Origin of the sequence: Dietzia sp. SL131, from assembly GCF_026672565.1 — a bacterium.
In the GTDB taxonomy this organism is placed as follows: Bacteria; Actinomycetota; Actinomycetes; order Mycobacteriales; family Mycobacteriaceae; genus Dietzia; species Dietzia kunjamensis.
Genome location: NZ_JAPPRI010000002.1, coordinates 42,399 through 67,285 on the forward strand (window position 1 = coordinate 42,399; position 24,887 = coordinate 67,285).

At 62.6% G+C, this 24,887-nt stretch carries 27 protein-coding genes; 16 read left to right on the forward strand and 11 right to left on the reverse strand.

The window, feature by feature from the left end:
• The first annotated feature begins 194 nt into the window (after positions 1–194).
• The 8 genes from OVA21_RS00515 to OVA21_RS00550 all read left to right on the forward strand — a co-directional run bounded on the left by OVA21_RS00515 (position 195) and on the right by OVA21_RS00550 (position 3,075).
• Positions 195–398: a hypothetical protein gene (locus OVA21_RS00515; RefSeq protein ID WP_268091538.1), complete on the forward strand. Its 204-nt coding sequence runs from the start codon at positions 195–197 to the stop codon at positions 396–398.
• Positions 399–469: 71 nt separating this feature from the next.
• Entirely contained in the window at positions 470–784 is a 315-nt protein-coding gene (locus tag OVA21_RS00520; RefSeq protein WP_070721492.1) for a hypothetical protein, read from the forward strand.
• Between the two features lie 135 nt (positions 785–919).
• Positions 920–1,258, forward strand: a complete 339-nt coding sequence (locus OVA21_RS00525) for a hypothetical protein (RefSeq protein WP_268091539.1) — start codon at positions 920–922, stop codon at positions 1,256–1,258.
• A 56-nt stretch (positions 1,259–1,314) separates the two neighbouring features.
• On the forward strand, positions 1,315–1,548 hold the full coding sequence (gene nrdH / locus OVA21_RS00530) for a glutaredoxin-like protein NrdH (RefSeq protein WP_061230154.1): 234 nt from the start codon (positions 1,315–1,317) through the stop codon (positions 1,546–1,548).
• Between the two features lie 40 nt (positions 1,549–1,588).
• Complete coding sequence (locus tag OVA21_RS00535; protein WP_268091540.1) at positions 1,589–2,161, forward strand: DnaB-like helicase N-terminal domain-containing protein; 573 nt, start codon at positions 1,589–1,591, stop codon at positions 2,159–2,161.
• Positions 2,158–2,346: a hypothetical protein gene (locus OVA21_RS00540; RefSeq protein WP_268091541.1), complete on the forward strand. Its 189-nt coding sequence runs from the start codon at positions 2,158–2,160 to the stop codon at positions 2,344–2,346. The genes OVA21_RS00535 and OVA21_RS00540 overlap by 4 nt, the downstream gene beginning before the upstream one ends.
• Complete coding sequence (locus OVA21_RS00545; RefSeq protein ID WP_067715313.1) at positions 2,343–2,747, forward strand: helix-turn-helix transcriptional regulator; 405 nt, start codon at positions 2,343–2,345, stop codon at positions 2,745–2,747. Before OVA21_RS00540 ends, OVA21_RS00545 begins: the two co-directional genes overlap by 4 nt.
• A 37-nt stretch (positions 2,748–2,784) precedes the next feature.
• Entirely contained in the window at positions 2,785–3,075 is a 291-nt protein-coding gene (locus OVA21_RS00550; RefSeq protein WP_268091542.1) for a hypothetical protein, read from the forward strand.
• Here OVA21_RS00550 and OVA21_RS00555 read toward each other — a convergent pair.
• The 5 genes from OVA21_RS00555 to OVA21_RS00575 form a co-directional block, all read right to left on the reverse strand.
• Positions 3,050–3,790: an SOS response-associated peptidase gene (locus OVA21_RS00555; RefSeq protein WP_268091543.1), complete on the reverse strand. Its 741-nt coding sequence runs from the start codon at positions 3,788–3,790 to the stop codon at positions 3,050–3,052. The genes OVA21_RS00550 and OVA21_RS00555 overlap by 26 nt on opposite strands.
• A 134-nt stretch (positions 3,791–3,924) precedes the next feature.
• A complete protein-coding gene (locus tag OVA21_RS00560; RefSeq protein ID WP_268091544.1) occupies positions 3,925–7,269 on the reverse strand; it encodes an SNF2-related protein in 3,345 nt (1,114 codons plus the stop codon).
• A gap of 7 nt (positions 7,270–7,276) precedes the next feature.
• Positions 7,277–10,180, reverse strand: a complete 2,904-nt coding sequence (locus OVA21_RS00565; RefSeq protein ID WP_268091545.1) for a DUF1156 domain-containing protein — start codon at positions 10,178–10,180, stop codon at positions 7,277–7,279.
• Between the two features lie 15 nt (positions 10,181–10,195).
• Positions 10,196–10,678 (reverse strand): DUF7680 family protein, encoded by a 483-nt coding sequence (locus OVA21_RS00570; RefSeq protein WP_268091546.1) that lies wholly within the window; start codon positions 10,676–10,678, stop codon positions 10,196–10,198.
• Positions 10,675–13,950 (reverse strand): ATP-binding protein, encoded by a 3,276-nt coding sequence (locus OVA21_RS00575; protein WP_268091547.1) that lies wholly within the window; start codon positions 13,948–13,950, stop codon positions 10,675–10,677. The genes OVA21_RS00570 and OVA21_RS00575 overlap by 4 nt, the downstream gene beginning before the upstream one ends.
• Positions 13,951–14,528: 578 nt before the next feature.
• Between OVA21_RS00575 and OVA21_RS00580 the strand changes: the two genes are divergently transcribed.
• Positions 14,529–15,311: a recombinase family protein gene (locus tag OVA21_RS00580; protein WP_268091548.1), complete on the forward strand. Its 783-nt coding sequence runs from the start codon at positions 14,529–14,531 to the stop codon at positions 15,309–15,311.
• Positions 15,312–15,386: 75 nt separating this feature from the next.
• Here OVA21_RS00580 and OVA21_RS00585 read toward each other — a convergent pair whose 3' ends face one another.
• Entirely contained in the window at positions 15,387–15,860 is a 474-nt protein-coding gene (locus OVA21_RS00585; RefSeq protein WP_268091549.1) for a hypothetical protein, read from the reverse strand.
• A 177-nt stretch (positions 15,861–16,037) separates the two neighbouring features.
• On the opposite strand from OVA21_RS00585, the gene OVA21_RS00590 reads away from it, so the two are divergent.
• Positions 16,038–16,748, forward strand: coding sequence for a hypothetical protein (locus OVA21_RS00590; RefSeq protein ID WP_268091550.1), 711 nt, complete (start codon positions 16,038–16,040; stop codon positions 16,746–16,748).
• Positions 16,749–16,925: 177 nt separating this feature from the next.
• On the opposite strand, the gene OVA21_RS00595 is transcribed toward OVA21_RS00590, so the two are convergent.
• On the reverse strand, positions 16,926–17,579 hold the full coding sequence (locus tag OVA21_RS00595) for a hypothetical protein (protein ID WP_268091551.1): 654 nt from the start codon (positions 17,577–17,579) through the stop codon (positions 16,926–16,928).
• A 355-nt stretch (positions 17,580–17,934) separates the two neighbouring features.
• Here OVA21_RS00595 and OVA21_RS00600 point away from each other — a divergent pair, with 355 nt between their 5' ends.
• Complete coding sequence (locus OVA21_RS00600) at positions 17,935–18,696, forward strand: DUF4145 domain-containing protein (RefSeq protein ID WP_268091552.1); 762 nt, start codon at positions 17,935–17,937, stop codon at positions 18,694–18,696.
• Between the two features lie 207 nt (positions 18,697–18,903).
• Here OVA21_RS00600 and OVA21_RS00605 read toward each other — a convergent pair whose 3' ends face one another.
• Positions 18,904–19,284, reverse strand: a complete 381-nt coding sequence (locus OVA21_RS00605) for a hypothetical protein (RefSeq protein ID WP_204650712.1) — start codon at positions 19,282–19,284, stop codon at positions 18,904–18,906.
• Between the two features lie 434 nt (positions 19,285–19,718).
• Here OVA21_RS00605 and OVA21_RS00610 point away from each other — a divergent pair, with 434 nt between their 5' ends.
• The 4 genes from OVA21_RS00610 (at position 19,719) to OVA21_RS00625 (ending at position 22,687) form a co-directional block, all read left to right on the forward strand.
• Complete coding sequence (locus tag OVA21_RS00610) at positions 19,719–20,855, forward strand: tyrosine-type recombinase/integrase (protein ID WP_268091518.1); 1,137 nt, start codon at positions 19,719–19,721, stop codon at positions 20,853–20,855.
• Positions 20,848–21,201: a helix-turn-helix domain-containing protein gene (locus OVA21_RS00615; protein ID WP_168547789.1), complete on the forward strand. Its 354-nt coding sequence runs from the start codon at positions 20,848–20,850 to the stop codon at positions 21,199–21,201. The genes OVA21_RS00610 and OVA21_RS00615 overlap by 8 nt, the downstream gene beginning before the upstream one ends.
• A 75-nt stretch (positions 21,202–21,276) precedes the next feature.
• Positions 21,277–22,146 (forward strand): hypothetical protein, encoded by an 870-nt coding sequence (locus OVA21_RS00620; protein ID WP_268091553.1) that lies wholly within the window; start codon positions 21,277–21,279, stop codon positions 22,144–22,146.
• Complete coding sequence (locus OVA21_RS00625; RefSeq protein WP_268091554.1) at positions 22,124–22,687, forward strand: hypothetical protein; 564 nt, start codon at positions 22,124–22,126, stop codon at positions 22,685–22,687. The genes OVA21_RS00620 and OVA21_RS00625 overlap by 23 nt, the downstream gene beginning before the upstream one ends.
• A gap of 258 nt (positions 22,688–22,945) precedes the next feature.
• On the opposite strand, the gene OVA21_RS00630 is transcribed toward OVA21_RS00625, so the two are convergent.
• The 3 genes from OVA21_RS00630 to OVA21_RS00640 all read right to left on the reverse strand — a co-directional run bounded on the left by OVA21_RS00630 (position 22,946) and on the right by OVA21_RS00640 (position 23,947).
• Positions 22,946–23,284 carry a histone-like nucleoid-structuring protein Lsr2 gene (locus OVA21_RS00630; RefSeq protein WP_268091555.1) on the reverse strand — a complete coding sequence of 113 codons (339 nt, stop codon included), beginning with the start codon at positions 23,282–23,284 and terminating at the stop codon, positions 22,946–22,948.
• A 146-nt stretch (positions 23,285–23,430) separates the two neighbouring features.
• The gene (locus OVA21_RS00635) at positions 23,431–23,688 is read right to left on the reverse strand and encodes a Txe/YoeB family addiction module toxin (protein ID WP_061228632.1); all 258 of its coding nucleotides are present in this window, start codon (positions 23,686–23,688) and stop codon (positions 23,431–23,433) included.
• A gap of 1 nt (position 23,689) precedes the next feature.
• Positions 23,690–23,947 carry a type II toxin-antitoxin system Phd/YefM family antitoxin gene (locus tag OVA21_RS00640; protein ID WP_268091556.1) on the reverse strand — a complete coding sequence of 86 codons (258 nt, stop codon included), beginning with the start codon at positions 23,945–23,947 and terminating at the stop codon, positions 23,690–23,692.
• 459 nt (positions 23,948–24,406) lie between these two features.
• Here OVA21_RS00640 and OVA21_RS00645 point away from each other — a divergent pair.
• Positions 24,407–24,887, forward strand: a 481-nt coding sequence (locus OVA21_RS00645; RefSeq protein WP_268091557.1) for a hypothetical protein, incomplete at its 3' end; no start/stop codon positions are given.

Consider the following 24,887-nt stretch of genomic DNA (forward strand, 5'->3'; position numbering starts at 1 on the left):
TGCGCACGAGATCGGCAGGTGTCAGGGAAAGGGGGGCCCTGCGCGAACGGCTCTGACCGCGTGGTGTCGGGTTCATCGCCGCAGGTGAGAGGCGATTTAACCGACCCATACTAGTTGCATACTAGTATGATGCGTGTATACTGGAAGCAGAGCGGGCCACAAGGCCCCTCACCCCGAACCCGAAAGGAGCCAACATGGACCACCTGGTCTGCACTATCTGCCTCGACGGCCTGGTCAACGACGACTGGACCGCGATCGAGGAGAACCACTCCGCAATCTCCACCGCCGAAGCGCTCGGCATGGTCACCCACACCGGCAGCGAGAACCACGGCGTCTACCGCTGCACCGTCTGCGGCGACGACCACTACGGCCGCGCCGAGATCGTCACCGCCGCCTGACCTCCGCCGCCCCCGCCACCCGGCGGGGGCGGCCCACGGGCGCACGCCCCCTCACCAGCCAGGAGAACGCCATGAACACCAGCCCGAAGAAGACCCGCACCGGCTACTACGAGCCCACCGCAGCCAACGCCACCCACCTGCTCGACAACCGCGAGCTCGTCACCCAGGTGCGGCCGGCACTTCACATCACCCACGAGATCGAACGCCACGACGCCGCCGCCCTACTCAACGGCCACAAGAGATTCCTCTACCCCCAGATCAGCCGAGTCGCCATGCGAACCCACGGCCTCTACCTCGCCCACAACATCCCCCAACACCGGGACGACTACAACGGCGACCTGCTCGTCACCGGAGACCGACTCGCCCCCATCCCCAGCCAGGGCTAGTCCACAACCGCCCATCGCCGAGAGGCAGACGGGAAAACCGCAGGCGAGAACCAAAAAAAGCCCCGGAACTACTTGCATACTCGCATCATACGTGTATGATAGAAGTAAGCAAGAGCCGGAGAGGGAGGAAGAGCAATGGACAATCAGAACTACGAAGTGGAGGACTCCCGCCTCTACAACGGCGACCACATCGCAGGGGTCGCCATGCTGGCAGCGAAGCTCGTCGACGAGCGGCTGCACCCGGGCAGGGAAGAGGACATCTACAGCATCGCCTACATCACCGCGATGACGTTCCGCTACCTCATCAGCGACCCCCGCACCCAGGGCCTCCCCGCCGAGAAGGCCCTCGCCGAGGGTGTCACCGTCGACGACATCATCCGCGAGACCATCGCCTCTACCCCGGGCATGGCCGAGGCGATCATCGCGACCCACTCGACCTCCCCCGTCGTCGATCTCGACGAGTTCGACTACTGACGAGCCGCAGCCCATCGCCGAGAGGCAGACGGGCACCACCCGAAAGGGATCTCCCGATGAGCATCACGGTCTACACCAAGCCGCAGTGCGTGCAGTGCGGCGCCACCATCAAGGCCCTCGATAAGGCCGGCATCAGTTACGAACTCGTCGACATCACCGCCGATGCCGCCGCACGCGACTACGTCATGGCCCTCGGCCACCTCCAGGCCCCCGTCGTCGTCACCGACACCGACCACTGGGCCGGCTTCCGCCCCGACCGCATCAAGAACCTCGCGGCCCACGCCGCCTAAGCCACCCACCAGCAGGGGAGGGGACATCACAATGCAGACCATGACCGAGGACCCGCAGGCCACCGCCGACCCGGTCGACGTCGACGACCTCGCCGCCACCGACGACGCACCCACCGTCCCCGAACTCGACCCCGAAGCAGCACTCCTCTGCGCCCTCCTGCACACCACCGACACCACCGAAGCTCGCCACATCACCGCCCACCTCGAGGCAAGCGACTTCCTCAACCCCCGATACGGCGACCTGTACAGCGTGATCGCCGACCTCATCGCGGCAAGCGAACCCCACCACGCCCCGCGGGTGCTCGCCGCACTCACCAACGCCGGCCGCATGGCCGGCCACCAAGGACGGCTCCTCGCCGACGCCCTCCAGGTCGTCGCACTACTCGGAACCCCCGCCATCGGAGTGCGCACCCTCGCCACCGACGTCCTCGACGCCGCCTACCGCCGCCGATTCGCCCGCACCGCCGCTGAGCTGACCCGTGCCAGCACCGAAGCGTCCACCGACGACCTCTTCGAGATCCTCCTTGACCAAGGCCGCGCCATGCGCCGCGAAACCACGCGCCGCGCCGACCTCACCGACGGACCGACCAGTGGGGGAGAGGGGCAGGAATGACGTTCATTGTCGGGACAGGCCCCACCGAGCTGCACGCCCACATCGACCTCGACCACCGCATCACCGCCACCATCCAGCCTGGGACGCTTCCGGCCGTCACCGTCCTCGACGTCACCTGCAGCGACGGGCACTGGGCCGTCCTGGCCACCCTCAACACCGACACCAAAGGCAAGGAGCCCCGGTGACCCCAGACGAAGCCCGATCGCTCGGCCGCGCCATCCGCGCCGCACGCATGGAGGCCGGACTCACCCAACTCAAACTGGCAGTGGCCATCGGAGTGAAATCCCCCTGGATCAGCGCCTGGGAACGCGGACAATCCCAACCCACCGCCTACAGACAGGCCACGCCGCCCGCCGTCATCAGCCAGGACCAGCTCACCGCGATCGCCGAAGCGCTGGACTGCACCATCGAATCCATCGCCAACCGAGCTGCTCTATCAGCCGCCACCCGAGTCCTCTACGGGCTCGAACCACTCGGCCCCGCCCGCACCCTCGTCGGAGGCCAACGCTTCGACCTCACCGACGCCGAAGCCGACCGCGTCACCGACTTCATCACCGGACTCATCGCCGCAAGGGACCTGCACTAACCGACCCTTGTCGGAGGCGACACCTAGGGTGCGCCACATGGACGAGCTGCTGGGCCCACTGCGCCGAGCAGCCGAGCAAGCAGGCGAAGATCAGTTCCTCGAACTTCTGCGGTGGCACCTCGTCGTGGCCGACCTCCCAGATGTCGACCCCACCAAGCAGGGCGCCTACCGAGACGCCATCGCCGAGCTGGGGGAGGAGCGCACACTCGAGCTACTGCGCGACCTGCGCAGACTCGCCCGCAACCCCCGCCGCTATCGCCACGGCGCCGACGGCAAACCTCGCTACCGCCAGGGGCGAACCGTCAGCGATCACCACCACCGCGAGTAACCGCCTCGATCAGGCCGGCATCGCGGCGGTCCAAGGTACGGACGTTGTTGACCGCCCGCGACACCGGACGGGTTCGAAGAGTCGACGCCACCACCCGCGACTCGACGTCCAGTAGATCCAGCACGTCTCCGACCTGGTCCTTCTCAAGCTTTTCCGGGTCCAGCCAGGTATTCCACGAGGCAGGGGTCACAAAGACCGGCATGCGGTCGTGCACCTCGCCAGCTGCATCCTCACCCGTCCGCGTGATGATCGTGAACGTCGTCCGCCACTGCTCGTCACCGTCCTGGCGGTGGAAGGCCAACAGCCCCGCAGCGAGCAGCAGCTCGTCACCCGGGGCATGCACATAGCTGGGGTACTTGACCTTCTTCCCGGCCTCGAGAGCTTCCTGCCACTCGTAGTACCCGGTCATCGGAACCAGGGCCCGCGCAGAGGCGAACGCCGAACGAAACATGCCATTGGTCGCAGCAGTCTCCAGCCGGGCATTGATCGGCCGCGGACCCTTCTCCTTCGCCCACGACGGACGCAACCCCCACGTAGGCATAAACGCCTCACTCACCCGCTGATCGCCGATCAGACGATCCCGGATTACCGGCGCCCGCGTGCGAGGAGCAACCGAGTAGGCCGGCTCCCACTCGAACCCCGGTTCCGTCCCGTCCAGGCCAAGAACATCGACCAAGGCGGCGCCAGACACCGCTACCGAGTACCGACCACACATGCTGCGACGCTACCAGCGATCGCAAGAGAGACCGCTCTGACCAGCACCTACGTCAGAACACACATTATCGGCACATGTCGGCTCATGCGCTGTCTAGCGGCCACGGATGTATTTAGAGGTACACCGATAGTCCATCAGTGTGAGTGCTGGCCTCTTGGTGTCTCACCGAAGCGGTTCGGCGGCCTGTCAGAACCTCGTTTTGGGAGCAGTGCTTCGAATTCCGGGGTTCCATAGGTTAGTAGCGTGACCTCGTCGGCGCTGTGGTCGCTCACCTCTCGGATGAAAGTGACCAGTTGCGGCGCCGAATCTGTGGGCGGCCGTCGGTAGTCGGCCGCCGACTTGGTGCCGGCCGAGTTGGCGAAGGAGTGCGCAGCCGGCTGTGACGGCGCCGTGAGCTGATATACCCCGGGGGTCCCTTCGACCAGGGCCAGGCGCTGCGCAGTGAGCGGATTCCGGATCAGGACCTGTTCCAGGTCTGCCAATCCGAGGTCACCGCGGAGGACCGGAGGTAGTACAACTTCGTCGGCCGATGTGGGTGCCGCACCAAAGTCGGTGGCTTGCACAGCGCGGCCGGTGAGTTGTTTGACCTCCCCCTTGAGGGCCCCGAGCTGGTCATCGATTGCTTTGTCGCTGGCCTCGCCCAACGCGAGTTGTTCGATCGCCTTCTCAAGACTTCCTAGGACTGGGGCTGAGTCGCCGACGATGTCGGTAAAGTCGCCGTAGTCCTCGGCGATGCCTTCGTAGACGCGTTGTTCGACCGTGTTGGCGTAGAAGTAGTTGGTAACTTGGATCTGCTCGTAGCTGGCGCCGATGCGGTCGACTCGGCCGATGCGCTGTTCGACGCGCATGAGGTTCCAGGGCATGTCGTAGTTGATCAGCCGCCCGGAAGTTTGCAGGTTCAGACCCTCGCTCATCGAGTCGGTGCCAATGAGCACGGTCAGATGCCGTTTTCGGAACTGTTCCTTGATCTGCGCCTTGGTGACTTCGCGCCAGGTTCCGGTATCCGGCTGGTAAATCTGGCCGCCGCGTCCGGAGTAGCAGCCGATCTTCGTGATGCCGGCGGCGATGAGGCGCTCGCGGACGTAGTCCATCGTGTCGGTGTACTGGGTGAAGACCACGACGCTGTCGTAAGTTAGCAGGGACTCGTTCACGTCCGTGACCAGCCGGGTTGCCTTGGTGTCCTCACCGGTGATTTTGTCCAGATCCCCGAGGAACAATCTCAGTTCGTGCAGCTCGTCTTGCAGAAGCGAGGAAGAGGCGTCGAAAGTCTCCGGTTCGAATAACGCATTTTCGATGTCTGATTTGTCGTCCTCTGCGAGCAGGTCGGCCAGGCTCCGGCCTTCTTCGAGGACGATGAGGCGGCGAGTGAGGGACTTCTTGATTGCTTCGAACGACGAAGTGAGCCGGCGGCGGTAGACAGTCATGATGAAGCCGAGAGCCTGGCCGGACTGATCACTTTTGTATGCGTTGTAGTGACGGCGGATGTACTCCTCGATGCGGTCATAGAGTCGGCGTTCGGCAGGCGCTAGGTGAATGAACACATCGGAGACGTGCCGATGCGGGATAGTGACGTCGTCGCCGATGATCCCGGCGTTCTGGTATTCACGCAGTGTCGAACGGGTGTTCCGAAAGACCCGGTCCCGCATCGGGGTGTGCCTGCGCAGCCACTTGTCCATCCACTCGGATATTTCATTCGGCATCTGCGACCGTGCCTCCGCGGACGGCGGGTTCTCTGCCATCGCGGTGACGGCGTACGAATCAACCCACCCGAGATCATCACCGATCTGGGATTCGAGCCGCGCATCACGGTCGGCGTCAGGATCAGCGAAGTAGTCGGTCAGCATCGCGCACAACAGCCTCCAGTTGCGGTGCTTCGGGCTGGCGCGGAGATGCTCGTAGTACTTCAGAAAGTTGTCGACCGAGTCCGCCCACCTGCCGGAGAGACCGAGCAGGGAAATCAGATCCCACGCTTCGTGGGGGTTCATCTGCATTGGAGTAGCGGATGCGAGGTAGAGCGCCTTCCACATCTGCTTTTCGCGCATCTCTATTAAAAGCCCTAAAAGCGAGTTCGGGGTGTCGGTCGGTTTCGCTCCGCGACGGCGGGCGTGGTGGGCCTCGTCAACCAGCACCACATCCCACGGGCCGGCTGCGAGGAGGTCGCGGCGACGGTCGCGGCGCCGCGCGAGGTGACTTGAGGCGAGCACGATAGGAAACGCCGACCACGGATTGGCCCCAGTCGGTACGGGGATAGGCTGGTCGCGGCGGTCGACAAATCCGCCCTTGTCGAACCGAGGTACGTCGAGGTTCATCTTCTCGTGGAGCTCTTCTTGCCACTGCCGTATCACTGAAGCTGGAACCAACAGCAGCGCTGACCGCGCGCGGTGGGATAAGAACAGCTCCCTCAGCACTAGACCGGCCTCGACTGTCTTGCCGAGACCAACTTCGTCGGCGAAAAGGTAACCGCGAGGGTAGGTACTTACGACACGGTCAATGAGATTCGCTTGGTGCGGAAGCGGCTCAACTTGGGCGGTACCAACCCCGGTGTAAGGGGATTGGGTGGGTTGCGTGCCGAGGTCGACGAGCTGGGCCCACGCTTCCTCGTCACCGGGCAGGGTGGCTGGTGGGTCGATAGCCGCGTCTTCGCTGTCGAGATGCTTTTCGTGTTGGTGCTCTCCATCTGGGAGTGGAGGTGCGTCTGGCGCGTGCTCTATTAACTTCTCACGGACCGCCCGCGGAAGCGGAACCACTGCCCACCCCGCATCCGGGTGGGCCGTCCAGTGCTTCTCGAAGTCTTCGGACGCGGCCCGCCCGTTCCACTCCCAGACTTCCGTGTGCCACGAAGGAAACACGTCGAAGGTCTCATGATTCGACACCCACGCACGAACAGACGCATTGTTCGATCCGGTGAACGCCACTTTGTTCCCGTACCTGTCGGTGAAGACGCCGTACTTGGTGTGAAAGTAGCGGCCCGACTCGGCGTGAGTCAGCAATTTGTCGCCTTCACATGGCACCCCCACTCGAATCTCGAGGCGATCGTTCGCGACCATCCACGCCAGAACACTCAGGTGTGAGTCCTCGACGATTCTGGCACCTTCGAGGTCGGGGTCCGCGAGCATCCGAGCAGCCAGCACCTCGTCAAGGGGTGTACCAGCGAGCGCGGCGTCAACGTCGGAGCGGGTCAACTGCGCTCCGACGATCAACCGCATCCGGCCCCCATTGGCTAGGAAGTGGGCGGTCCCCTGGGCGGCGAACTGTAGCTCCGCGGCCGACCAATAGCCTACTGCCCGGTCATAGGACAGTGACCGGCTGAGCATCGGCACGTAGAACGTCGTCAACGGTCGGTCATCCGGCGTATACCGAGGCCGGATTACGATGGCCCGAAACGTATCTTCCACGGGGCTGTCTGGAACGGCCGCGCCTGGACGGATCTGCTCGGGCACATAAAATTCTCCCAGCGGCGACTCCTGCGCAGGCTGCATCAGCGGTTCATTTCTCGAACAGGGTTTCCTGGACCGCAACGTCCGCCAGATCGTCGGCGTCTGGGAGCGCGACTGTCGGGAGATACAGAGTGCACAAGGTGTCTAGCAGTCCGGCTTCTGGTACCATCCACGCCCCCTTCGCTCTCGTCCGTGGGATTGCGTTAACCAAGCCCTGCATGGTGGCGAGGAAACCGGCATCTGTGGTGTAGCCGTGACGGTCGAGGAACCGTTTCGCCTCTGCCATACCGTCGATATCCGCGATGTATAGCGCGGTGTCTACCGCGTCGATCACAAACTCGAACGAGGATGCTTCAGGACGTACACCGGGCAAGGCGCTGTCGGCACCACGGCGCAAGCGCTCCGCCGGGGCGAGCAACGAAACCTTCCCGGAGGACTTGCTGACGAACTTCGCCCGTACCAGCGCGTCGACGTCCAGCCCTCCGACAGCTAGTGCAAGCAGGCGCGCGGTATCGAAAGGGAACTCTCGGGCCCCGAAGATGTCCCAGGCCATCAAAACAAAGTCGGTCATGTCGTCGACGCTGGCGGATGTGCCGACGAGCCGGGCGCGACGCAACTGCACGACCTCCTCGCGAGCGAGATCAAGGGCGTCCTCGGGACGCAGCAGCTGATCGCGGCCGTCCGCATCCGGGACGGACGAGTACACCGGCCAATTCTGCGAGATTACCGACAAAGTGGGGCCGTAGGTCGACAGCAGAAGATCGACACCGTCGATGCCGTCGTGCTGGAAACGTGTGACAGCTATTCGGGCGGCCTCGCGAATCTCGTTCTCGATGTCGTCGAGATACACTCGGGCATTGCCGTCAACCAAGTCGCGTTTGCGGCACACAAGCATGATCGTCGATGCAGCGGAGTTCATATTCGCCTGGTGTAGCGACTGCTCGGGCTCTGTATTGACCGGCCAAGAGGTTTCTATCGTGAACCCGGCCTGCAGCAGACCCATGCCCAGGGTGTCCCATGCCTCGGCACGTTTGTGGGTGAACATCACGGAGAGCACACCGTCGTCCCGGAGCACGCGGCGTGCCTCCGCGAAGATTGCTGTCATTTTCGCTTGGTAGTCCAGATCGGCGAGCGCGCTCTTTCTTCTGCCCATCGTCGCGAACCGCGAGGGATTGGCGACTGCTTCGTTTTCCTTATCGGTTAGGTCGTCGTGGAAGTACTCGGGGACCAGTCGGCCGAGGGTGTGCTTCTCCCACACGTAGAAGTAGTCGGCCAACTCCGCGTACATGACGTTGTCGTAGTAGGGCGGGTCCATGCAGATGTGGGCAACCGATTTGTCCTCGATGCCACCCAGGTCGGCACCGCTGCCCTGGTAGACCGCCACCCGTCGGTCCAGCTCGGCTTCGCCTGCCATGCCGGGAGCACCGGTTTCGTGGATGAGACGGGCAATTCCTCCGTACGCATCCGTCAGCTGGTCGAGACACCACGAAAAAAGGGCTGTCGCACCCTCGAACTCGGCGAACGTCCATTTGAATGCAAAGTTGTGCTTGTCGAAGGTGCTTCGCATGCCTTGTGCATTGATGTTCCAAGTCGAAGACCTTGAGTTCCAATTCAGAGCTTTGCCCTGCATCAAGGCCAGTTCGAACAGAACATCATGTGCCTGGTTCCCAAGATCTTCCTCGACCTCTGGGATCAGCTTGGCGAACTCCTCCGCGAATGTTCCATGCACTAGAGCTTGGCGGGGGGTGAACATGTCCAGCCACGTGTTACGGCCGTACATCCGGTGACCACGCTCATAGTTTGACTCGTCGGGAATGTCCTCCGACGGTAGATTGCCCTGCGATTGCCAAGCGTCCATGAGTTCAAGGACGCGCTTCTCCGAACTTTGAATCGCAGCGAGATCGGCCTCAGAAGGGGCGCGGAAGGTACGTTCTCCAGATGCGGTGCGGATAGCTACCGCGTAGAGGACGGACGACATGCGGCCTGCCTTGGCTTCGGTCTTAATGTAGTCGCCGTCGATCACCAGATCGTCGTATGGCGAGATTCCCTTGCCTCCCTTGATAGTCCCTGCTGATGCCTCGGTTACGTCGACATCGCGGCCACGGACTACCTCGAATCTCGGCGCATCCAGCTCGACACCGTTGACCTCGGTGAGCATCCGAATGGCCGCCTCCTGGCCCTTCTTCTTGCATAGCCATTTGTCGGGCATGAGCGGTACGAGCCGGCCGGTCCGCTGGCAGCCCACTGCGTTCGCCCAGATGTAGGCAATAACACTCTCGCCTGCGTTCAGAGGGAAGTAGGGTTTCAGCGAGCCTTCCACGCGGTTGACTAGAACGCCGCCCCATTTGTTGAGGTCTTCTACGAGATGGGAGCCGCGTTCGGCCGGGATCTTCACCCCTGCACGTAGCGTGGATGCAGCTACGCTATTGAGATCGTTCGCAATTGCGGGGATGCCCAGTCGGACAGCGGTCCATGGGATGCTGCCGCCACCGGCTGTCGGGTCGGCAACGATCGGCATTGCGCCCCATGTATGAATGAGAACCTGATGGAGCAAATCAATATCGGTTCGGGGAATTGCGTTTCGAAATGCCTGTTTGTAGCCGTAGCCGTTGTCTTGAAGCTTTATTCCGGCGGCTTTGGCGGCATCAATCTTCCGCCGACCCAATACCGGGTCTCCCCAGATTCCGACGAGGTGTAGCAGCCAACGCCGGTAGGCGGCTTCGTCGCGGAGCTCGGACGATTCGGGGAACGCGTCAGCGAGTTCTTTCGACCAGGCTGGGAGGAGTCCACCGAGGACGACCGCGGCGGACGCGACTAGTGGCCGACGGGCCCACCAGACGTGCAGGAACGACAGCGGTGGCAGCGCGGACGGGGCGCCACGTTCGCGGCGAGATTCGATCCCTAGTTCAGCGACGGGCAGCCAGTCTTCGATAAGGACCCTGGGTTCGGTCATGGTCATTCTCGTCTTTCAGTCTCGGTCGCCGGCGAGGAGTACGCGGAGCGCCTTGCGTGCGCGGGATGCGTCAACTCCGATGCACTTTGAGTACCAGTAGTAGGTTTCCTCGACACTCATGGCATTCACGCCAGCGACGATCGCGCGGACCCGAGCGTGTTTGACGATGGGTCCAGTGGTGAGCAGGATCAGGGCGAGGCGGACACCCTCGACTTCGTCTATTCGGATCGGTTCCTTGCGGGTGAATGCGAGAACGCTCGGAGGGTGCCCAGAGCCGCGAATTGCAGCGAACACGGCATCAGTGATCCGCCCGATCTGCTGGGGTGTATTGGACGTGACGCGGGTGGTGAGGCCGTTTCCGCCGTCGCCGTAAGTTTCTTCAAGAACAAGGCCGTAAGTGTCGGCACGGCCGGGAACCACAGCGATCCGAAAGGCGCGGACCGCAGGGACCGCCGTCAGGTGGCGACTGCGGGGAGCTCGTTGTGGTCCCGTGTTCATCGGGCTGCCTCTGCAGTCATCTGTGTATGCTGAATCTGCAAGTTCTTGATGACGGTACGTATCTGATCGATCTCGGGGCTCTCCACATCGGCGGGCGGGGCGAACGCGATCTCGAGGGTCAGGTCGCCGGCTATCTTCGTAGCGGCACCGAGCGCCTTCTTCACGTGCCCGTAGGCGCTCTGGAAGTCCATGCGTTCGGCAGTTCCGGAGAACTGCAGCCCCCCGGTGACGTTCTTGTACTCGGCGCGGACGGTGCTCTTGATTGTGATGGCATATTTCGGGAGCATCCCGAGCGCCGCGACGGCGAGATCGAGGTCGCTGGTGCCTTTGTCGCCGTCGGCGGTGACCTTCACCGTCAGCCGACGGACCGTCGTAACGGTGAAGTCGGAGACCTGATCGACGAGGTTCTGGATCGCGGCACCGCCGGCGCCGGTAGCGGTAAAGGTCTTGGTGTTGACGGTGCGGGTTGGCACCTCGACGCCGGCCTGGTCTGCATCCTCACGAGTAAGGATGTGCAAAGAGTCGAGTCCCCTGTCCTTGATCGCGCTCGGTGACAGAGCTCGGGACCCTTCTGCTGGTTCGGTGTCGAGGACGATCAGCGACTTATAGTCACCCGCCTGCACGGCGGTCGCGAGGACGTCGAGAACGTCGCTCTTCGAAGGTTCCCCTCCGCACTCCGACTCCAGGCGGGTGCGGAGTTCCGCGCCGGTCGTCGGTTTGCCGGTGAACACGGCCCGCAAATCTGCCTGGGTGGGCTTGCGGACCAGCAGTCCCCGTTTCTGCGCTTCCGCGGTGGTCATGATCTCGGCGTCGCTGCGGAAGGCGATGTTCATTCCGGCCATGCTGTGCGCGTTAAAAGCCTTGCCGGTGCTGCCGTCGAAGTAGATCCAGCCCTCGTTCTTGACACCGTTGACGAGCGCTTCTCGCAACAGGGCAGCGTTCTGGACGATCGGGAGGCTGTGGTCGATCCAGAAGTGGTCGACAAGGTCGGCGGTCGTAACAGAATTCGACTTTGGCCAGGTCTTAGACCGCAGGTAAGAAGCGGTGAACGAATCGGAGCGGATCTTGCCTTCGTCCTTCAGAAGCGTGATCACCGCGGTAGTGGCGTTTTTCACCTCACCCTGCGCCTGCGGCGGCAATTCCTTATGCCGTAGGTGGTTATTTGTTCGGTCATGGACCGGGTAGAAGACATGCTTGTAGCAGCGATTGACTGCGATCCGCGCCTCAAGAGATGCCTGCTTCTGATAGGCCTCTATCTTCTTGCGGATCTCGGCACTGAACTGGCTGAGCCGAGCGGTGTCCGTCCCGAGACTGTCTGCGGCGACGAGGGCTCGGGCCCGGTCTTTAAGCGTGTTGATCTGGTCGGTGTCTGCGATTGCGAAGACCACGCTATTGCGGTACTTGCGGGGTGAACCAACCGAACCGTATTTATCGAACATCTCCACCACCAGCGCAGGGACGACGTTAGTAGTTTTGGTGTCGACTGAGAGGACCCGGTAGTCGAGAACCGCAACTCGCAACTTCGCCTCGTCGGCGATGTCGACGGCACCAGCTGGGAAGTGGACGGCACTAACGCCCCCATCGTTGGCGAACGCCCGCTGCACGAGGTCGTCGACGACCGCCGCGACCCGGGTGTTGGCGACGTTCCGCTTTTCTGCCTCGATGATTGCGTTGACGTTCGGTTCGACGTTGAACCGCCAGCGAGCGCCGTCGAATCCTAAGTGCCAGAACACCTTCTCCGACTCGGTCAACGCCTTTTCGAACAGCGCCGCATCCTCGCCCGGTCGGAGGGTGCCGATGAGCCAGTCGTTGCGGCCAGCTCCGGCGTTCGCTTTCATCTCCAATGAATGCGTGAAGACTGTTCGGGCGACGCGGGTTGCGACTTGCTGCTTGCCCGGAAACACGTCGGCATCGACGGCGGCGGCATGAGACTTTGGTCCGGCAAAGTCGCCGGCTGCGACCGAAGAGAACTCTCCGCGACCGAGGCCGTCGGTGAGATGGTTGAGGACTGGTGCATCGGAATAGTCGAGGTCGCCGACGTTGATGATCGCGGTCTCGTCGCCGTCGCGGTAAATGCCCGAGACGACCTCGGCCAGCAATTTCAGCGCGCCGCGGGCCCGCTGGAACTGGGGGATGTCGCCGAGTCGCTTGTCGAGGACTCGCACCAACTCCGGATGGAATGGGTACGTCTCCGCAACCTGGTCGCCGTAGGTGACCGGTTGCTCTGGGCCGCCGGCGAGGGTCTCTACAGTGCCGATTGTCTCGTAAAGGTCACGGTACGCGTCGCCTGCGGCTCGGGCCGCGGACTGGTCGACGCTCGCGAACAGTCGGGTCTTGAGAATCTCACCGATTTCGTTGTCCGCAGCGGGTCTGATGACGGCAGCCGGCTGAATGGCGCGGGCAAGGACGTCAGCAGTCTCGGCCACGGCGGCACTGGCGGCGGAGGACACGTCACCGAGCAGTTCGGATATCTCCGTGGTTTCCTCGCCGAACGCATTGGTTGCGGCGGCGAGGGTAATTACAACCGACACCTGATTGGTCGGATCCGAGGCGACCTCGAAAAGATTACCTAGGAACACGGGCAACGCCTTGGCCATACGACGGACGTCGTCGCTACCGGACGAGGTGACCTGACGGATGTACTTGGCGATCTCGTCGATGATCACGACTGTGGGCTGGTTGCCGAACGATGTCTTAATCGTCTCGGTGCCGGGTGCGGTGCGCTGGTGGTCGCTGGCTTCCATCGCTGCAAACGCGGCGTCGCCAATCTGGGCAGCCATTTCACCCCATAGGGTATAGGTGCGGTGACCGGCAGTCGCCACACCGGCAACGGGGTCGAGCGCGTCCCCAACGAGTGCAGCAACTTGGACGGGGCCGTCGGGCAGGACCGCCAGGTCGACGAACTCGGCCAGGTTCGCCGGACGAGCGCCGTTTGCGACGTGGTAAACAGCGGTCAGGCCGTGGGTCTTACCGCCACCGAACGAGGTCGTCGGGCGTAGAACTCCGTTCTCGCCGGCGACACCTTTCGCGCCGCTCACCCGACCGAAAACCTTGGTGAGCAGGGAGCGAAGGCCACTGGTGGCGTAGGTCTGCGCGAAGAAGGCGTCTGGGTCGCCGTAAACCGGGTAGTGCTCCGAGTCTCGGACGACCTTGTCCAGTTGGGCCGCGAAGTGGTTGTCGGCCAGACCCCCAGACAGCACGTCCTCACGGGGTACGCATACCGACCGGAGTGCAGGCAACCCTGAAATGTCGGAAACGATCATATTCTGCATTACCTACTCTCGCTCTCGCACGGCACTCCGAAGACTCTTTAGCTTCTTAGCCAGTTAGCCAAACCAGTTTTGACGTGGCAGTTCTCTGCTCACCCGCCCCGGTTGGACGGCTAAGTCTCGCCTAGTGGGGTGCTATGTTCGTCGAGGGCAATGCGGCGAATGTGCTCACGGGTATAACCAGTCCGCCGCACTAATTCCGCCTGCCGCGTCCCCTCTCGTAACGCAGCTCGAATCGCGGAATGCAGTTCTTCACGCGTCACATTCACCCACTTTCGGGCGCAAGCATGGGCTGCTACCGCCGCATCGAGCCGATCCATCTACGAAAAGTAACAGTAGTAGGCCACCCATGTGTGGCCTACAAGTGGATCTGTCCACGTACTGCCCTCCGGATAGATCACGCCCGATGGGTGCGTAACGCACAAGTGGGCTCCACCGTGTCTCGAACGGGTACACCCGTGCGGGACAGTATGCCGCCAACTATCGCTGCTGTGTCACAGGGTCGGCTTTGTCACTTATGAAACGTCGTCCCGTCGGGTCTAAGATGTATTGATACAGATTCCGGGCGAAAGGGTCTTCTGATGGCTGATCGGATCGGGACGTTGCTGAACCGGGCGGGTGATGGTGGCGAGGAGGTGCTCATCGTCAGTCGCGGGAAGGAGCGGACTCGGTTCCGTCGTCGGGACGAGTTGGGTTGGAACTTTCGGGTGGAGTCGACGGACTCAGAGAACGTCGTCGAGGTAGCGCCAAAGCCGAAGCCGGCTCCGAAGTCGGCTCGCCAGGCCTCGCGTCCGCGTGGGCAGCGGGTGGCGTACGTGCGGGTGTCGGCGGCGGATCAGAATGAGGCGCGTCAGCTCGAGGCGGTGGGGGAGTGCGACCGGGTCTATGTCGAGAAGCAGTCGGCTCGCTCGCGCGCCGATCGCGTGAAGCTCGAAGAGTGCATCGGATACCTGCGAGATGGTGACGAGCTGGTTGTTGCGTCGATGGACCGTCTCGCTCGTTCGTTGGTTGATCTCAAGCAGATCGTTGGCGAGATCACCGCGAAGGGCGCGAGCGTGGAGTTCGTTCACGAGCGGGCCACCTACGCCGCCGGCGCCCAGGATCCTCGAGCGGATCTGATGCTGTCGCTGCTCGGGGCGTTCGCCGAGTTTGAGCGGGCCATCATTCGCGAACGCCAGGCTGAGGGTATCGCCATCGCCAAGGCGAAGGGCAAGTACAAGGGGCGCAAGCGTGTCCTGACGGCCGAGCAGGTCGATAAGGCCCGCGCCCGCATCGAGGCGGGGGAGGGGCCATCGGCGATCGCACGTGATCTGGGGGTGGGACGCTCGACGTTGTATCGCGCACTACAACGTCAGACGAGCTAGTCGGCTTGATGTCCGCACTGAGGGGGATGGCGTCAGTTTGCAGTGCGCATCGGGTCGGCAATGGCCCTGAGGGTTTCACCAACCACCGGGAGGGATCCCGGTATCGGACCAGTCGATCGTTTCGAACTGCTTCTGGTATGCCGGACGGTCGAAGATGAACCGGCCGAGTGGGTCGTAGTTCCAATCTCGGAACCCGCGACGGAAGTCGTGCCACTCGACGACGTCGTTGCGCACTTCGATACGCGCGGTCAATGGCCCGCAACCCCACTCCCCGCAGGTGCACCCCAAGAGGACTGTGTCCCCGTCACCGAAAAACGTTGCTTCGGGGTGGCCGAGAAAGTGCTCAGGGCCCTTCACATTTGCTACCGCCATCGGTAGGTACGAACCGGCTGAACCATCCGTCTTCTTTGCCCGGATCTCCGCAGCCTCAATCTCTCGAACGTGTTCCGCCAGAGGCAGCCCGTCGATGATCAGCGCAACGCCCTTGAGGCCAGACACCGACGACGTGTCGTAAGACTCAAGATGGACGTCCAGCCGATTCAGATGCATGGCACCACCGTATGCGCGCAAGTTGCTCTCGGAACCAAGTTGCTGTGCCCGCGCCAATTTGACCCGACCGGCAGAAGGGACTGCTGCCCCCACGGTGCACTCGCCCCTGGGGGACAACCGGTGTCTCGTTCGGCTGTATGTTCTCGGGGACATTGAGCTGGTGAGGGGAGCGGCGCGGTGGGGATGTATGGAGAGCTTCGTGAACGAGGGTTCGATCTCGTCTCGGACACCTCGGTCGCGGACTGGGCGAGTCGACGCCAGTCGGGTGACCTTCACCGTGTCGATTTCCAGGTGCCGGCTGGATTCGAAAAGTATTGCCGCATCTTGCATCGCGTTCACGGCCCGTCTGATGGCGGACTGTCCGACTCGTTCTTGCCGTGGTCTGACTACGCCCAGTCAGTCGGCCTTCCGATCCGTCCGGATACGCGCTGGTATGAGATCTCTCGACGCGATCTGCGACTACGCAGTATCAGCCCGGACGTGGGCGGGCTGGACGCAATTTCTGGACCTGCCTACCTAGGATTCCTGGCCGAACGCCTGCCCGCGGAGGCCCCCATCTTCGCGGGGTACTGGGATGGCATACAGCCGCTGCACGAGCCGGAAAGGGACTTTCCCACGGCCCGTTTGGGCGTGCGTGACTACGTGCTATTTCGGGTATCGCTTGCGGCGCTCCTTGGCGCATTTCATTCGGAGTCAGGCTTCCTCTTCGACTTTCCCGCATTGCTCTGGCCGGAGATCAAGAGTTGGTACCTGTCGACCGAGGTGGACTACAACTCCACTCTCGTCGGAGGATCTGAGGAGTTCATCGACGCCCTTCTCGCCCACGAGCCCATCGAGGCTCTCCCTATCGGCCCGGATGTTGATCTGACCTACCGAGCCGCCCCGTAACCCAGACCATCCCCATCAGCGGCGTGAAGAGTTACCGCCATATAGCGATCGCACAAGACCGCCACATGTCGATGCGATCTCCTTTGGAGTCGACCGATTCCGGGGTCGGATCACACCGTCCCACAACCAAGGAACTGGAACGGTCGGCCATGTCCAGGCACCGCCACGATCAGGCAATTATTGGTGCCCTGGTCCGAAGAGTTCATCAATCCGCGCAATAATCCTTCTATGTTCTTCGGGCTCCGATTGGTCTCCTGGATTTAATTTCTTTCTTTCTATTTGACCTATAACTTTTTCTAGTTCGCCAAGGTTGGGACTGAGATCGGCGCGCATCATTAGGCGCAGGTCTCGCCACTCGCGCAATCCTTTTCTCGCTGTGGATTCTCGGTGCTCTAAGGGGAACTCGTCCGGGCGATAGTATATTAGCCCCGACAAAGGGACGTACGTGTACACCAACTCGATCTGTGCGCCGATTTCGCCTGGTGAGATCAACTGTATTTCCCACCTTAGTGAGTTGAGTTCGTCTAGCGATTCGGCTACCTTCATTTTTAGTGGCGCCGGCTTTTTGGTTCTTCCCTCTTCTTTGAGCTTGCTAGAAACTTCTTGCATTATTGTGTATGTCAAGTCCAAGAATCTTGCATACAAGCCGCGCTTTTGGTCCAAGAAGCGTTGAGCTTGTCGGTGCTTCGCCTCTTCCTCTTTTGTTTCTTTTTCCCATTCAAGTCGTCGCGAATCGCGTGCTGCACTAAAAGAGGCGCTCACAATCTGGGCCAGTATGGCACCCCCGGCACCCATAGCTGCAGCGATGATTGCAATCCACTCGTTGTCCACAGCACGATCCTATATCGACTTCAACACCTTTCGATGCCCCAGAGCTAAATTGCAATCTCGGTGGATGTCGATTGGCGGATGCGCATTCGCTGTGGAGCGCAGGCAACTCGCTGAGTCTGTCTGGGGCTGCGTAAGCTCTCCCTCTCTCCGGATTATTCCCCGTCTGGTGCGGGACAGGTACCATTTGCGTCGAGTCCCCCAGATTCGAGTCTCTTCGCCCGCTGTGAGATCGCAAGTAGCGCAGGCGTCTGGGTCTGCTGGGCCGCGCACAAGCTCGACCGCATCCAGGGAGCGGCTTGGACCTGCTAGGCGACGAACGTTCTCTCCGGAGCTGGAAGCGGTCTAAAGTGCGAGTATGACGGTGGATCCCGCACTCCTTGCACTTGCTAAGCCGATTGAAGACGACCAGCCATGGCCACGCCCCAAGTGTCCCAGGTGCGACGCTGGCCATATCAGGTTCACAGGTCCCAACGCGACCGAAGACCACAATTCAAAAAAGCTGCGTAAGCACCCTGGGTGGGACCCTGACTGGATCAGCGGAACATTCGTTGTGGATGGACAGTGCGAGAACCCCGAATGTCAACAAGTCGTGCGCGGCACCGGAGACTACTACGTGTCCTACTCGGATAAACGAGAGGAGGAATACCCAAACTTCGCCTATTCGTCGTTCTACACAATAAGTCACTTGCATCCGCCCATACTCCTAATGGCGGTTCCTCAGTCGGCCCCTGAGCAGGTTCGTGACGGTGTAGTTCGTGCGTCTCGTGTCTTGTTCGCCGACCCGGGCTTATCCGCTACTGCAATGCGGGCCACCGTCGAGCGATTCCTAACCTCCGAGGGTGTCCCTTCGACTGATGCGCACGGCACCTTTCAGAGCGCTCACAAGCGTATTCAGAATTGGCTGAAATCTGACTCGACGAGAAAATCGATCGCCGATTTGTTATTTGCGATCAAGTGGCTTGGAAATGTCGGAACTCATGAAGACTCGGACTTGACCGCTATCGAAGTACTAGTTGGCGCTTCAGTGCTTGATGAAGCGTTTCATCGACTCTTCACCGGTCCCGATATTGACGTGCGTGCGCAGACGATCAACGCATCACGGGGGGTCTCGCGCTAGGATGATTTATCGAAACTTCCTTTATTGCTTAGATGGCAACTATTCGACGGGTTAGAGCACTTCACTCGCTGGACGCTCGTTGCTCGGTGGCGGACCGCCGCGAGGTAGACAGCTCCGGTCGCTTACTTGTCATAACGTCTGGTTACCGGATGGTTTGCGCGGGGATCGGCACAGGTGCGTAGACGAACTTTGGGGGAGAGGTGGGAGTCAGCAGGGTTCGTGCCAGTGCCTGGGTAGTCGCAGGTTTCGGTTGAGTTCCTGCCAAAGACGCTGAGCATCGTCGCCGTCGAAGGCGCAGTTTTCCTTGATGGTTAGGCCTGTCCGAAACTCCACGTGGTCGACGGTCACGACATTGTCGAAGGTGACGCGCTTGTGAGGGTTGACCACAATTCTGCTATCCGCGGTCCCATCCAGTAGCGCTTGCTCCCAGCACAGGAACACCCGTGGAGTAGTGGCTAAGTACGTCAAAATCCAATCGCCCTTGCGGTAGGTAGGGTCGATTTTCCATCCTCGGAAGACGGGACCTTCGGCTTGGTCGTGGAAGGCGTCGAGGGCGTCTTTCCACGGTGCGCCGGAGCAGATGTACACGCGTTGCCCTCCGAGGAGAGGGGGCAGGGCCATCTCAGGTGGAGCAAGCATCTCAACCTTCTCGGGCTAAGTGGGTACTGGCGCTGCAGCATCGAGTAGCCACTAGTCGGCAGTGAGCCCCGATTCAACGGGGAACTTTGCAGGCCGGGCTGAGGTAGAGGCTACGCCTGAGGGGCTACGTGGAGCCGGGGAGCGTTGCATCTGACCTGATACGCAGACTACAGCTTTACAGAATCTACGTTATCGGCGTTAAACTCTCGGGGGTTCCGGTAGGTGCGGTTACTGCCGTCTACCTGCGATGATTGGGTTTGTGCTGGTGGGTGCCGGGTTTGGCTGGTGCAGTGTCGACGCCGCGGATGTGATGCTTGTGCGTCGGTCCAGCGTCCCGTAGGTTTCTTGCATTAGATGCAGGTTTCCACGGGTCGGAGGTCGGCGTGGACGGTGTTCCTGGGTTCGTTCCGCGGCTGTTGCGCGACGGTGAGGTTGGCCTGTTCCGCGCCGAGGACCGCGTGTTTGAAGCAATGGTCGAGGGTTGGCGGGCGCAGATGCTGGCGCGTGGGCTGACGAGAGCGACGATCGACGGGCGCTGCGGGGTGCTGCGCCGGTTCCAGGAGTTTGCGGGGACGTTCCCGTGGTCGTGGCGACCGGTCGATCTGGATGACTACATGGCTGGGCGGCGCTCGGGTGAGAAGCCGGTGAGCTGGACGACGCTGCGTTCGGACAGCAATGCCATCGCGATGTTCTGTGCCTACGTCTCGAGCTCGAGCTACGGGTGGGGTGCGCTGTGCCAACGGGTCTTCGACGATGTTCCGGCCCAGATCGCGTTCGAGTGGAACACCCCGCGGCACACCTGCGAGGATGCTGTTCCGGCCGGGCGCCGGGCCTTTACGGCCACGGAGCTGCAGAGACTGTTTGATGACGTGGACGACCGGGTCGATCGTGAGTTCGCTGCTGGGAGTAAGCGCTGGCTGCCCCTGTTGCGGGACTCGATCGCGTTCAAGGTCTGCTACGCCTATGGGCTTCGGCGTCGCGAGGTGGCGATGTTGGACGTGCAGGATTTCGGCCCCAACCCGCATGTGCCTGCGTACGGCGACTTCGGCGCGGTGACCGTCCGGTGGGCCAAAGGCACCGCCGGGTCGGGGCCGCGACGACGAACCGTGTTGACGGTCCCGGAGTTCGACTGGGTGGTTGACCTGCTCCGATTCTGGATCACCGAGCGTGGTCGAGCGCATTTCGCTACTGCTGACCGCTCGGCGGCGCTATGGCCGAGCGAGCGCGCCGAGCGGATAAGAGTGGGTAGCTTGAGTGATGCCTTCGCCGCCGCCCGCGAGGGTGCCGGCTTGCCGAAAGAGCTCGGACTGCACTGCCTGCGACATTCCTACGTCACGCACTTGATCGAGGCCGGCTACGACCCGGCGTTCGTGCAGACTCAAGTCGGTCATGCCTATGCGTCGGTCACCGGGCTGTACACCTCGGTCGGCGACGATTTCAAACAGAAGACCATTCAGCGCATGATCGCTTCGCGGCTGGACGGCCGCGGCAGGAAGCAGGACGGAGACGCTGATGGCTGAGCAACGACGCATCGGGTATCGCTGGAATCTGCGGACGATGATGGCGCAGCGCAACCTGTGGAAGAGCACCGAACTGGTGCCGTTGTTGAGGTCTCGGGGCATCAACCTGTCCGAGAGTCAGGTCTACCGGCTGGTGACCGGCACACCAGAGCGGATCCCGGCACGCACGTTCGCCGCGCTCTGCGACATCCTCGACTGCGAACCGGGTGAGCTGTTCGAACCGTTCGTGGAGATGCGGGCAGCAGCCACCGCGCAGGCGCCGGCCCGGCCGGAAGACCTGGGGGTGGCACCCGGCCAGCCGATCGCCCGCCGGGTGAGACTCGTCCGGGGCGACAACGAGGATTGACCGGTACCGATGGCCAGGCCCCGCAAACCCGACGATCCGGACCTACGTCGCGTGTGTCCGTGTGATCGCTGCGGCTTGGGCTACCCCCTTGTGGTCACCTGGGGCCCGGAGGACCAGATCTGCGGCTACTGCTACCAGCAGGCCAAACGCACCCGCGGCACCTGCGACTGCGGCCACATCGGCGTCTTACCGGGCCGAGTCCATGGGCGCCCGGCCTGCCGGGCGTGCGCCCAGATCACCCTCAACATCGATTGCGTGCGCTGCGGCGCCGAGGACGAGATCTACCGCGCCGGCCTGTGCTGGCCATGCGCACTGAGCGAGACCGTCGACGGACTGCTGACCAACCCGGACACCGGCACCATCGCCGAGAGGCTAATCCCCCTGGCGGAGGCATTGAAATCGATGAAACGCGCCAACAGTGGAATGACCTGGATCCGCCAGCGGCACGTCACCGAATTCCTGAACCAGCTGGCCTCCCTCCCGGAGCTCACGCACGAGGCGATCGATGCGCTCCCACGCTCGCGCACCCGCGACTACGTGCGCGGGCTCCTTGTCGAGCACGGTGTCCTGCCCCGACGCGACGAGCTGCTTGTCCGCTACCAAGACTGGGCGGACACAGCACTGGAGAGGCTGACCGAGGACACCCACCGGGCCGTCATTGACCGCTATGTCCACTGGCACCATCTGCGGCGCATGAACCAGATGAACCCCGTCCCCCACGGCACCTTCCTGCGCAGCAAGCAGACCGTCACCGTCGCGATCAACTTCCTCAACTGGCTCGGCGAGCGCGACATCACGCTCGCCGACGTCGGCCAGGGCGAGGTCGACGCCTGGATCGCCGGCGGGCCAACCACGCGACTGCTCATCGACCGGTTCCTCGGCTGGGCCATGGACACCAAAAACGCCCCCACCAGGGCTCACCGTGCCCCGCCATCGCCGCGGTAACAGCACCAAACTCAGCGCCACCGAGCAAGGCGCCGCCCTAGATCGAATAGTGGACGGCGACACCCTGACCACACGCGACAAAGCCGCGGCGATTCTAGTCCTAGTCTTCGGCCAACAGATCCAGGATATTGCCGCCCTGACCTGGGACGACATCACCGTGACCGAAGATCTGACGACCATTACGCTCGGCAGCGGCCCGATCGCGTTGCCCACCCCGCTCGACGGGCCGTGGCGTGAACTCCTGGCCAACCCCGGCCACGACCAGACCGCCGCTCACCCGAGAAGCAACTGGGTCTTCAGAGGGCATTCCCCCGGCCGGCACATCGACCCGATGCACCTACGCCTCCGGCTACGAGACCACCTCGTCAGCGCCCGCGCCGCCCGGCTCGGCACACTGCATGAACTCAGCAAAACCGCCCCGGCCGCCATCATCGCCGACGTCCTGGGCTATCACCCATCGACCATTGAGCGCCACGCCGTTGACGCGGCAGGTACGTACGCCGAATACATCGCCGCCGTACGTGAGCACTGCCAGAGGTGATTCTCCGAAAATCACCGAGCAATCGGTAACAGCGGAAACAGGTAACACGAAACAATTCCTGTTACCGGCGTGGAGAGTGCCACAGAGTAATTCGCCGCTCGAGAAACCGCGATCAGACCGCCTACTCCCGACTTACGAACACCCGTTCCTGCCAGCAACATCACGGCTGGCAGGCGCGCCTTTTCGACGTGCGGTCTGCTCCGGACGGCTGCCCTGAGCGGGTTTGGCGGTTGCTTCTGGGGGCGCCGGGCTGTCGGTCTAGTTGGCCGCTGCGTACGCGTCGGCCACGTCCGCGGGAATCCGTCCGCGGTCGGAGACGTCGTAGCCATTGTTGCGGGCCCACTCGCGAATCGCCTTGGTGTGGGCGGAGGAGGTCTTTGAGGCGGTCTTGCGCGCGGTCTTGGTGCCTCTTCCGGTCACGCGGTGGCCGGCCTCAACGTATGGCGTGATGGCGTCTCGGAACGCCTGGGCGTTGTCATCACTGAGGTCAATGGCGTACTCCTTGCCCTCAAAGGCAAAAGAAATGGTGTTCGACGTCTCGCCTAGGTCGGTTCCGTCGAGATCGTCGATGAATCTCACCTGAAATTGCTGAGCCATTGCTTCCCCCTTTTGTGATGCCTGTCCTTGCAGGATCACAGTATGCATGAAGCGGATAAACGACGCGCAATAACATTCTTCGACGCTTCATGCCAAGGGCCTTTTGGGGGCTATATCGCGGTCGCAATGCGGCGTGGGCAGCGAGGTCATCCGTAGTGGTAGCGGCAGGTGGCGATGCGGACTTCGGTGTCGGTGACTTTGTAGACGAGGCGGTGTTCGTCGGTGATGCGTCTGGACCAGTATCCGGCGAAGTCGTATTTGAGGGGTTCGGGTTTGCCGATTCCTTCATTGCCGTTGCGGGTGATGTCCTGCAGGAGCAGGTTGATCCGTTTGAGGATTTTGCGGTCCTGTTGTTGCCACCAGAGGTAGTCCTGCCAGGCGTTGTCGTCCCAGACCAGCAGCACGTCAGTCGGCGTCGAGCAGGTCGCGCGCCTGACCGCGGCCGGCCTCGAGCCGCTCCATCGCATCGAGCAGGCGTCGTGCATTGGCCGGTGATCGCATCAGGTGGGCGGTCTCGCGCAGGGACTCGTAGTCGTCGAGGGAGACCATCACCACCGGTTCGTGGCCGGCGCGGGTGATGATGACCTCTTCGCGGTCGTTGGTGACCCCGTCGAGGACCTCGGCGTAGCGGGCCCGGGACTCGGTGTAGCTCATCGTCTTCATTCCAACCCCTCCTGTACGGAGAAGTGTACAGGACGCGGAGTTGGTGCTCCATGTGACTTTCCGCGTCCGGTGCTCTGTAGGCATGAGCCTGGGCCGGATGGCGCAGCGGTGTCTTGTCGAGAGCTCCTGCGCGGGAGTCACACAGTTCTGGGCCTGGTCTCGACCGGATCGGCGCCGCCGCACGGTGCGGGTCTGCCGGTGGCCACGCCGGCCCATCGGCGCCCAGTGGGCGCATCGCGGTCGGGACTTCGGCCCGCTGTCTCGCCCGCGGCTGGGACCGCAGCGGCGTGGTCAGATTCTGGCTACTTCCTCGACGTGCCGGTGGCCTGCGTCGACGCGCAGCTCGCGCCCGCCCCCGGTCCTGAAAGCGCGGATGGCTAGGCACTGTCCAGCCTTGGTGGTAACCGGGGTAACGTGACGCGTTTCCCGTTACCCGTTACCGTACTTTGAGGGGTTGTCATGTCGACGTCGGAGAAGATCGCCAGGGCCTATGGGGTGCTCGTTGCGCGAGGGGACAAGGTCACCGTGCGCAGCGTGCAGCGCGAAGCGGGGGTGCGCATCGGCGAGGTCGCTGCGTGGATGCGTGAGCACGCCACCGGCGTTGCCGGGGATGTGCCCGAGGCCCCAGATCTGTCGGAGGCAATGTCGGCGATGGTGGCCTCGGTGTGGGCCGCGGCGTGGAAGCGGGCCGCGGAGCAGGCGGACGAGGCGACCGCTGTGGCGCTGGATGCAGCCCGCGGCGGCGAGGCCGCCGCACTGGAGGCGGCCGAACAAGCGGAGTCGGAACGCGATGAGGCTGTCGCGGTCCGCGACCGCGCCCTCGGCGAGCTCGAGGCAGTGCGCGGCGAGCTCGAGCAGTTGCGTGTCCAGCTCGAGACCGCACGCCAGGACGCCACCGTTGCACGCGCCAAGGCTGAGGAGTCCGACCGGGCACGGGTCC

Excerpts from the sequence above, each read along its gene's own strand:
- OVA21_RS00525 (WP_268091539.1), top strand. The coding sequence starts at position 920 with ATGGACAATCAGAACTACGAAGTGGAGGACTCCCGCCTCTACAACGGC.
- OVA21_RS00575 (WP_268091547.1), bottom strand. The coding sequence starts at position 13,950 with ATGCAGAATATGATCGTTTCCGACATTTCAGGGTTGCCTGCACTCCGG.
- OVA21_RS00570 (WP_268091546.1), bottom strand. The coding sequence starts at position 10,678 with ATGAACACGGGACCACAACGAGCTCCCCGCAGTCGCCACCTGACGGCG.
- OVA21_RS00580 (WP_268091548.1), top strand. The coding sequence starts at position 14,529 with ATGGCTGATCGGATCGGGACGTTGCTGAACCGGGCGGGTGATGGTGGC.
- OVA21_RS00640 (WP_268091556.1), bottom strand. The coding sequence starts at position 23,947 with ATGAAGACGATGAGCTACACCGAGTCCCGGGCCCGCTACGCCGAGGTC.
- OVA21_RS00520 (WP_070721492.1), top strand. The coding sequence starts at position 470 with ATGAACACCAGCCCGAAGAAGACCCGCACCGGCTACTACGAGCCCACC.
- OVA21_RS00565 (WP_268091545.1), bottom strand. The coding sequence starts at position 10,180 with ATGACCGAACCCAGGGTCCTTATCGAAGACTGGCTGCCCGTCGCTGAA.
- OVA21_RS00600 (WP_268091552.1), top strand. The coding sequence starts at position 17,935 with ATGACGGTGGATCCCGCACTCCTTGCACTTGCTAAGCCGATTGAAGAC.
- OVA21_RS00550 (WP_268091542.1), top strand. The coding sequence starts at position 2,785 with ATGGACGAGCTGCTGGGCCCACTGCGCCGAGCAGCCGAGCAAGCAGGC.
- OVA21_RS00535 (WP_268091540.1), top strand. The coding sequence starts at position 1,589 with ATGACCGAGGACCCGCAGGCCACCGCCGACCCGGTCGACGTCGACGAC.
- OVA21_RS00615 (WP_168547789.1), top strand. The coding sequence starts at position 20,848 with ATGGCTGAGCAACGACGCATCGGGTATCGCTGGAATCTGCGGACGATG.
- OVA21_RS00560 (WP_268091544.1), bottom strand. The coding sequence starts at position 7,269 with ATGCAGCCTGCGCAGGAGTCGCCGCTGGGAGAATTTTATGTGCCCGAG.
- OVA21_RS00585 (WP_268091549.1), bottom strand. The coding sequence starts at position 15,860 with ATGCATCTGAATCGGCTGGACGTCCATCTTGAGTCTTACGACACGTCG.
- OVA21_RS00630 (WP_268091555.1), bottom strand. The coding sequence starts at position 23,284 with ATGGCTCAGCAATTTCAGGTGAGATTCATCGACGATCTCGACGGAACC.
- OVA21_RS00540 (WP_268091541.1), top strand. The coding sequence starts at position 2,158 with ATGACGTTCATTGTCGGGACAGGCCCCACCGAGCTGCACGCCCACATC.
- OVA21_RS00555 (WP_268091543.1), bottom strand. The coding sequence starts at position 3,790 with ATGTGTGGTCGGTACTCGGTAGCGGTGTCTGGCGCCGCCTTGGTCGAT.
- OVA21_RS00515 (WP_268091538.1), top strand. The coding sequence starts at position 195 with ATGGACCACCTGGTCTGCACTATCTGCCTCGACGGCCTGGTCAACGAC.
- nrdH (WP_061230154.1), top strand. The coding sequence starts at position 1,315 with ATGAGCATCACGGTCTACACCAAGCCGCAGTGCGTGCAGTGCGGCGCC.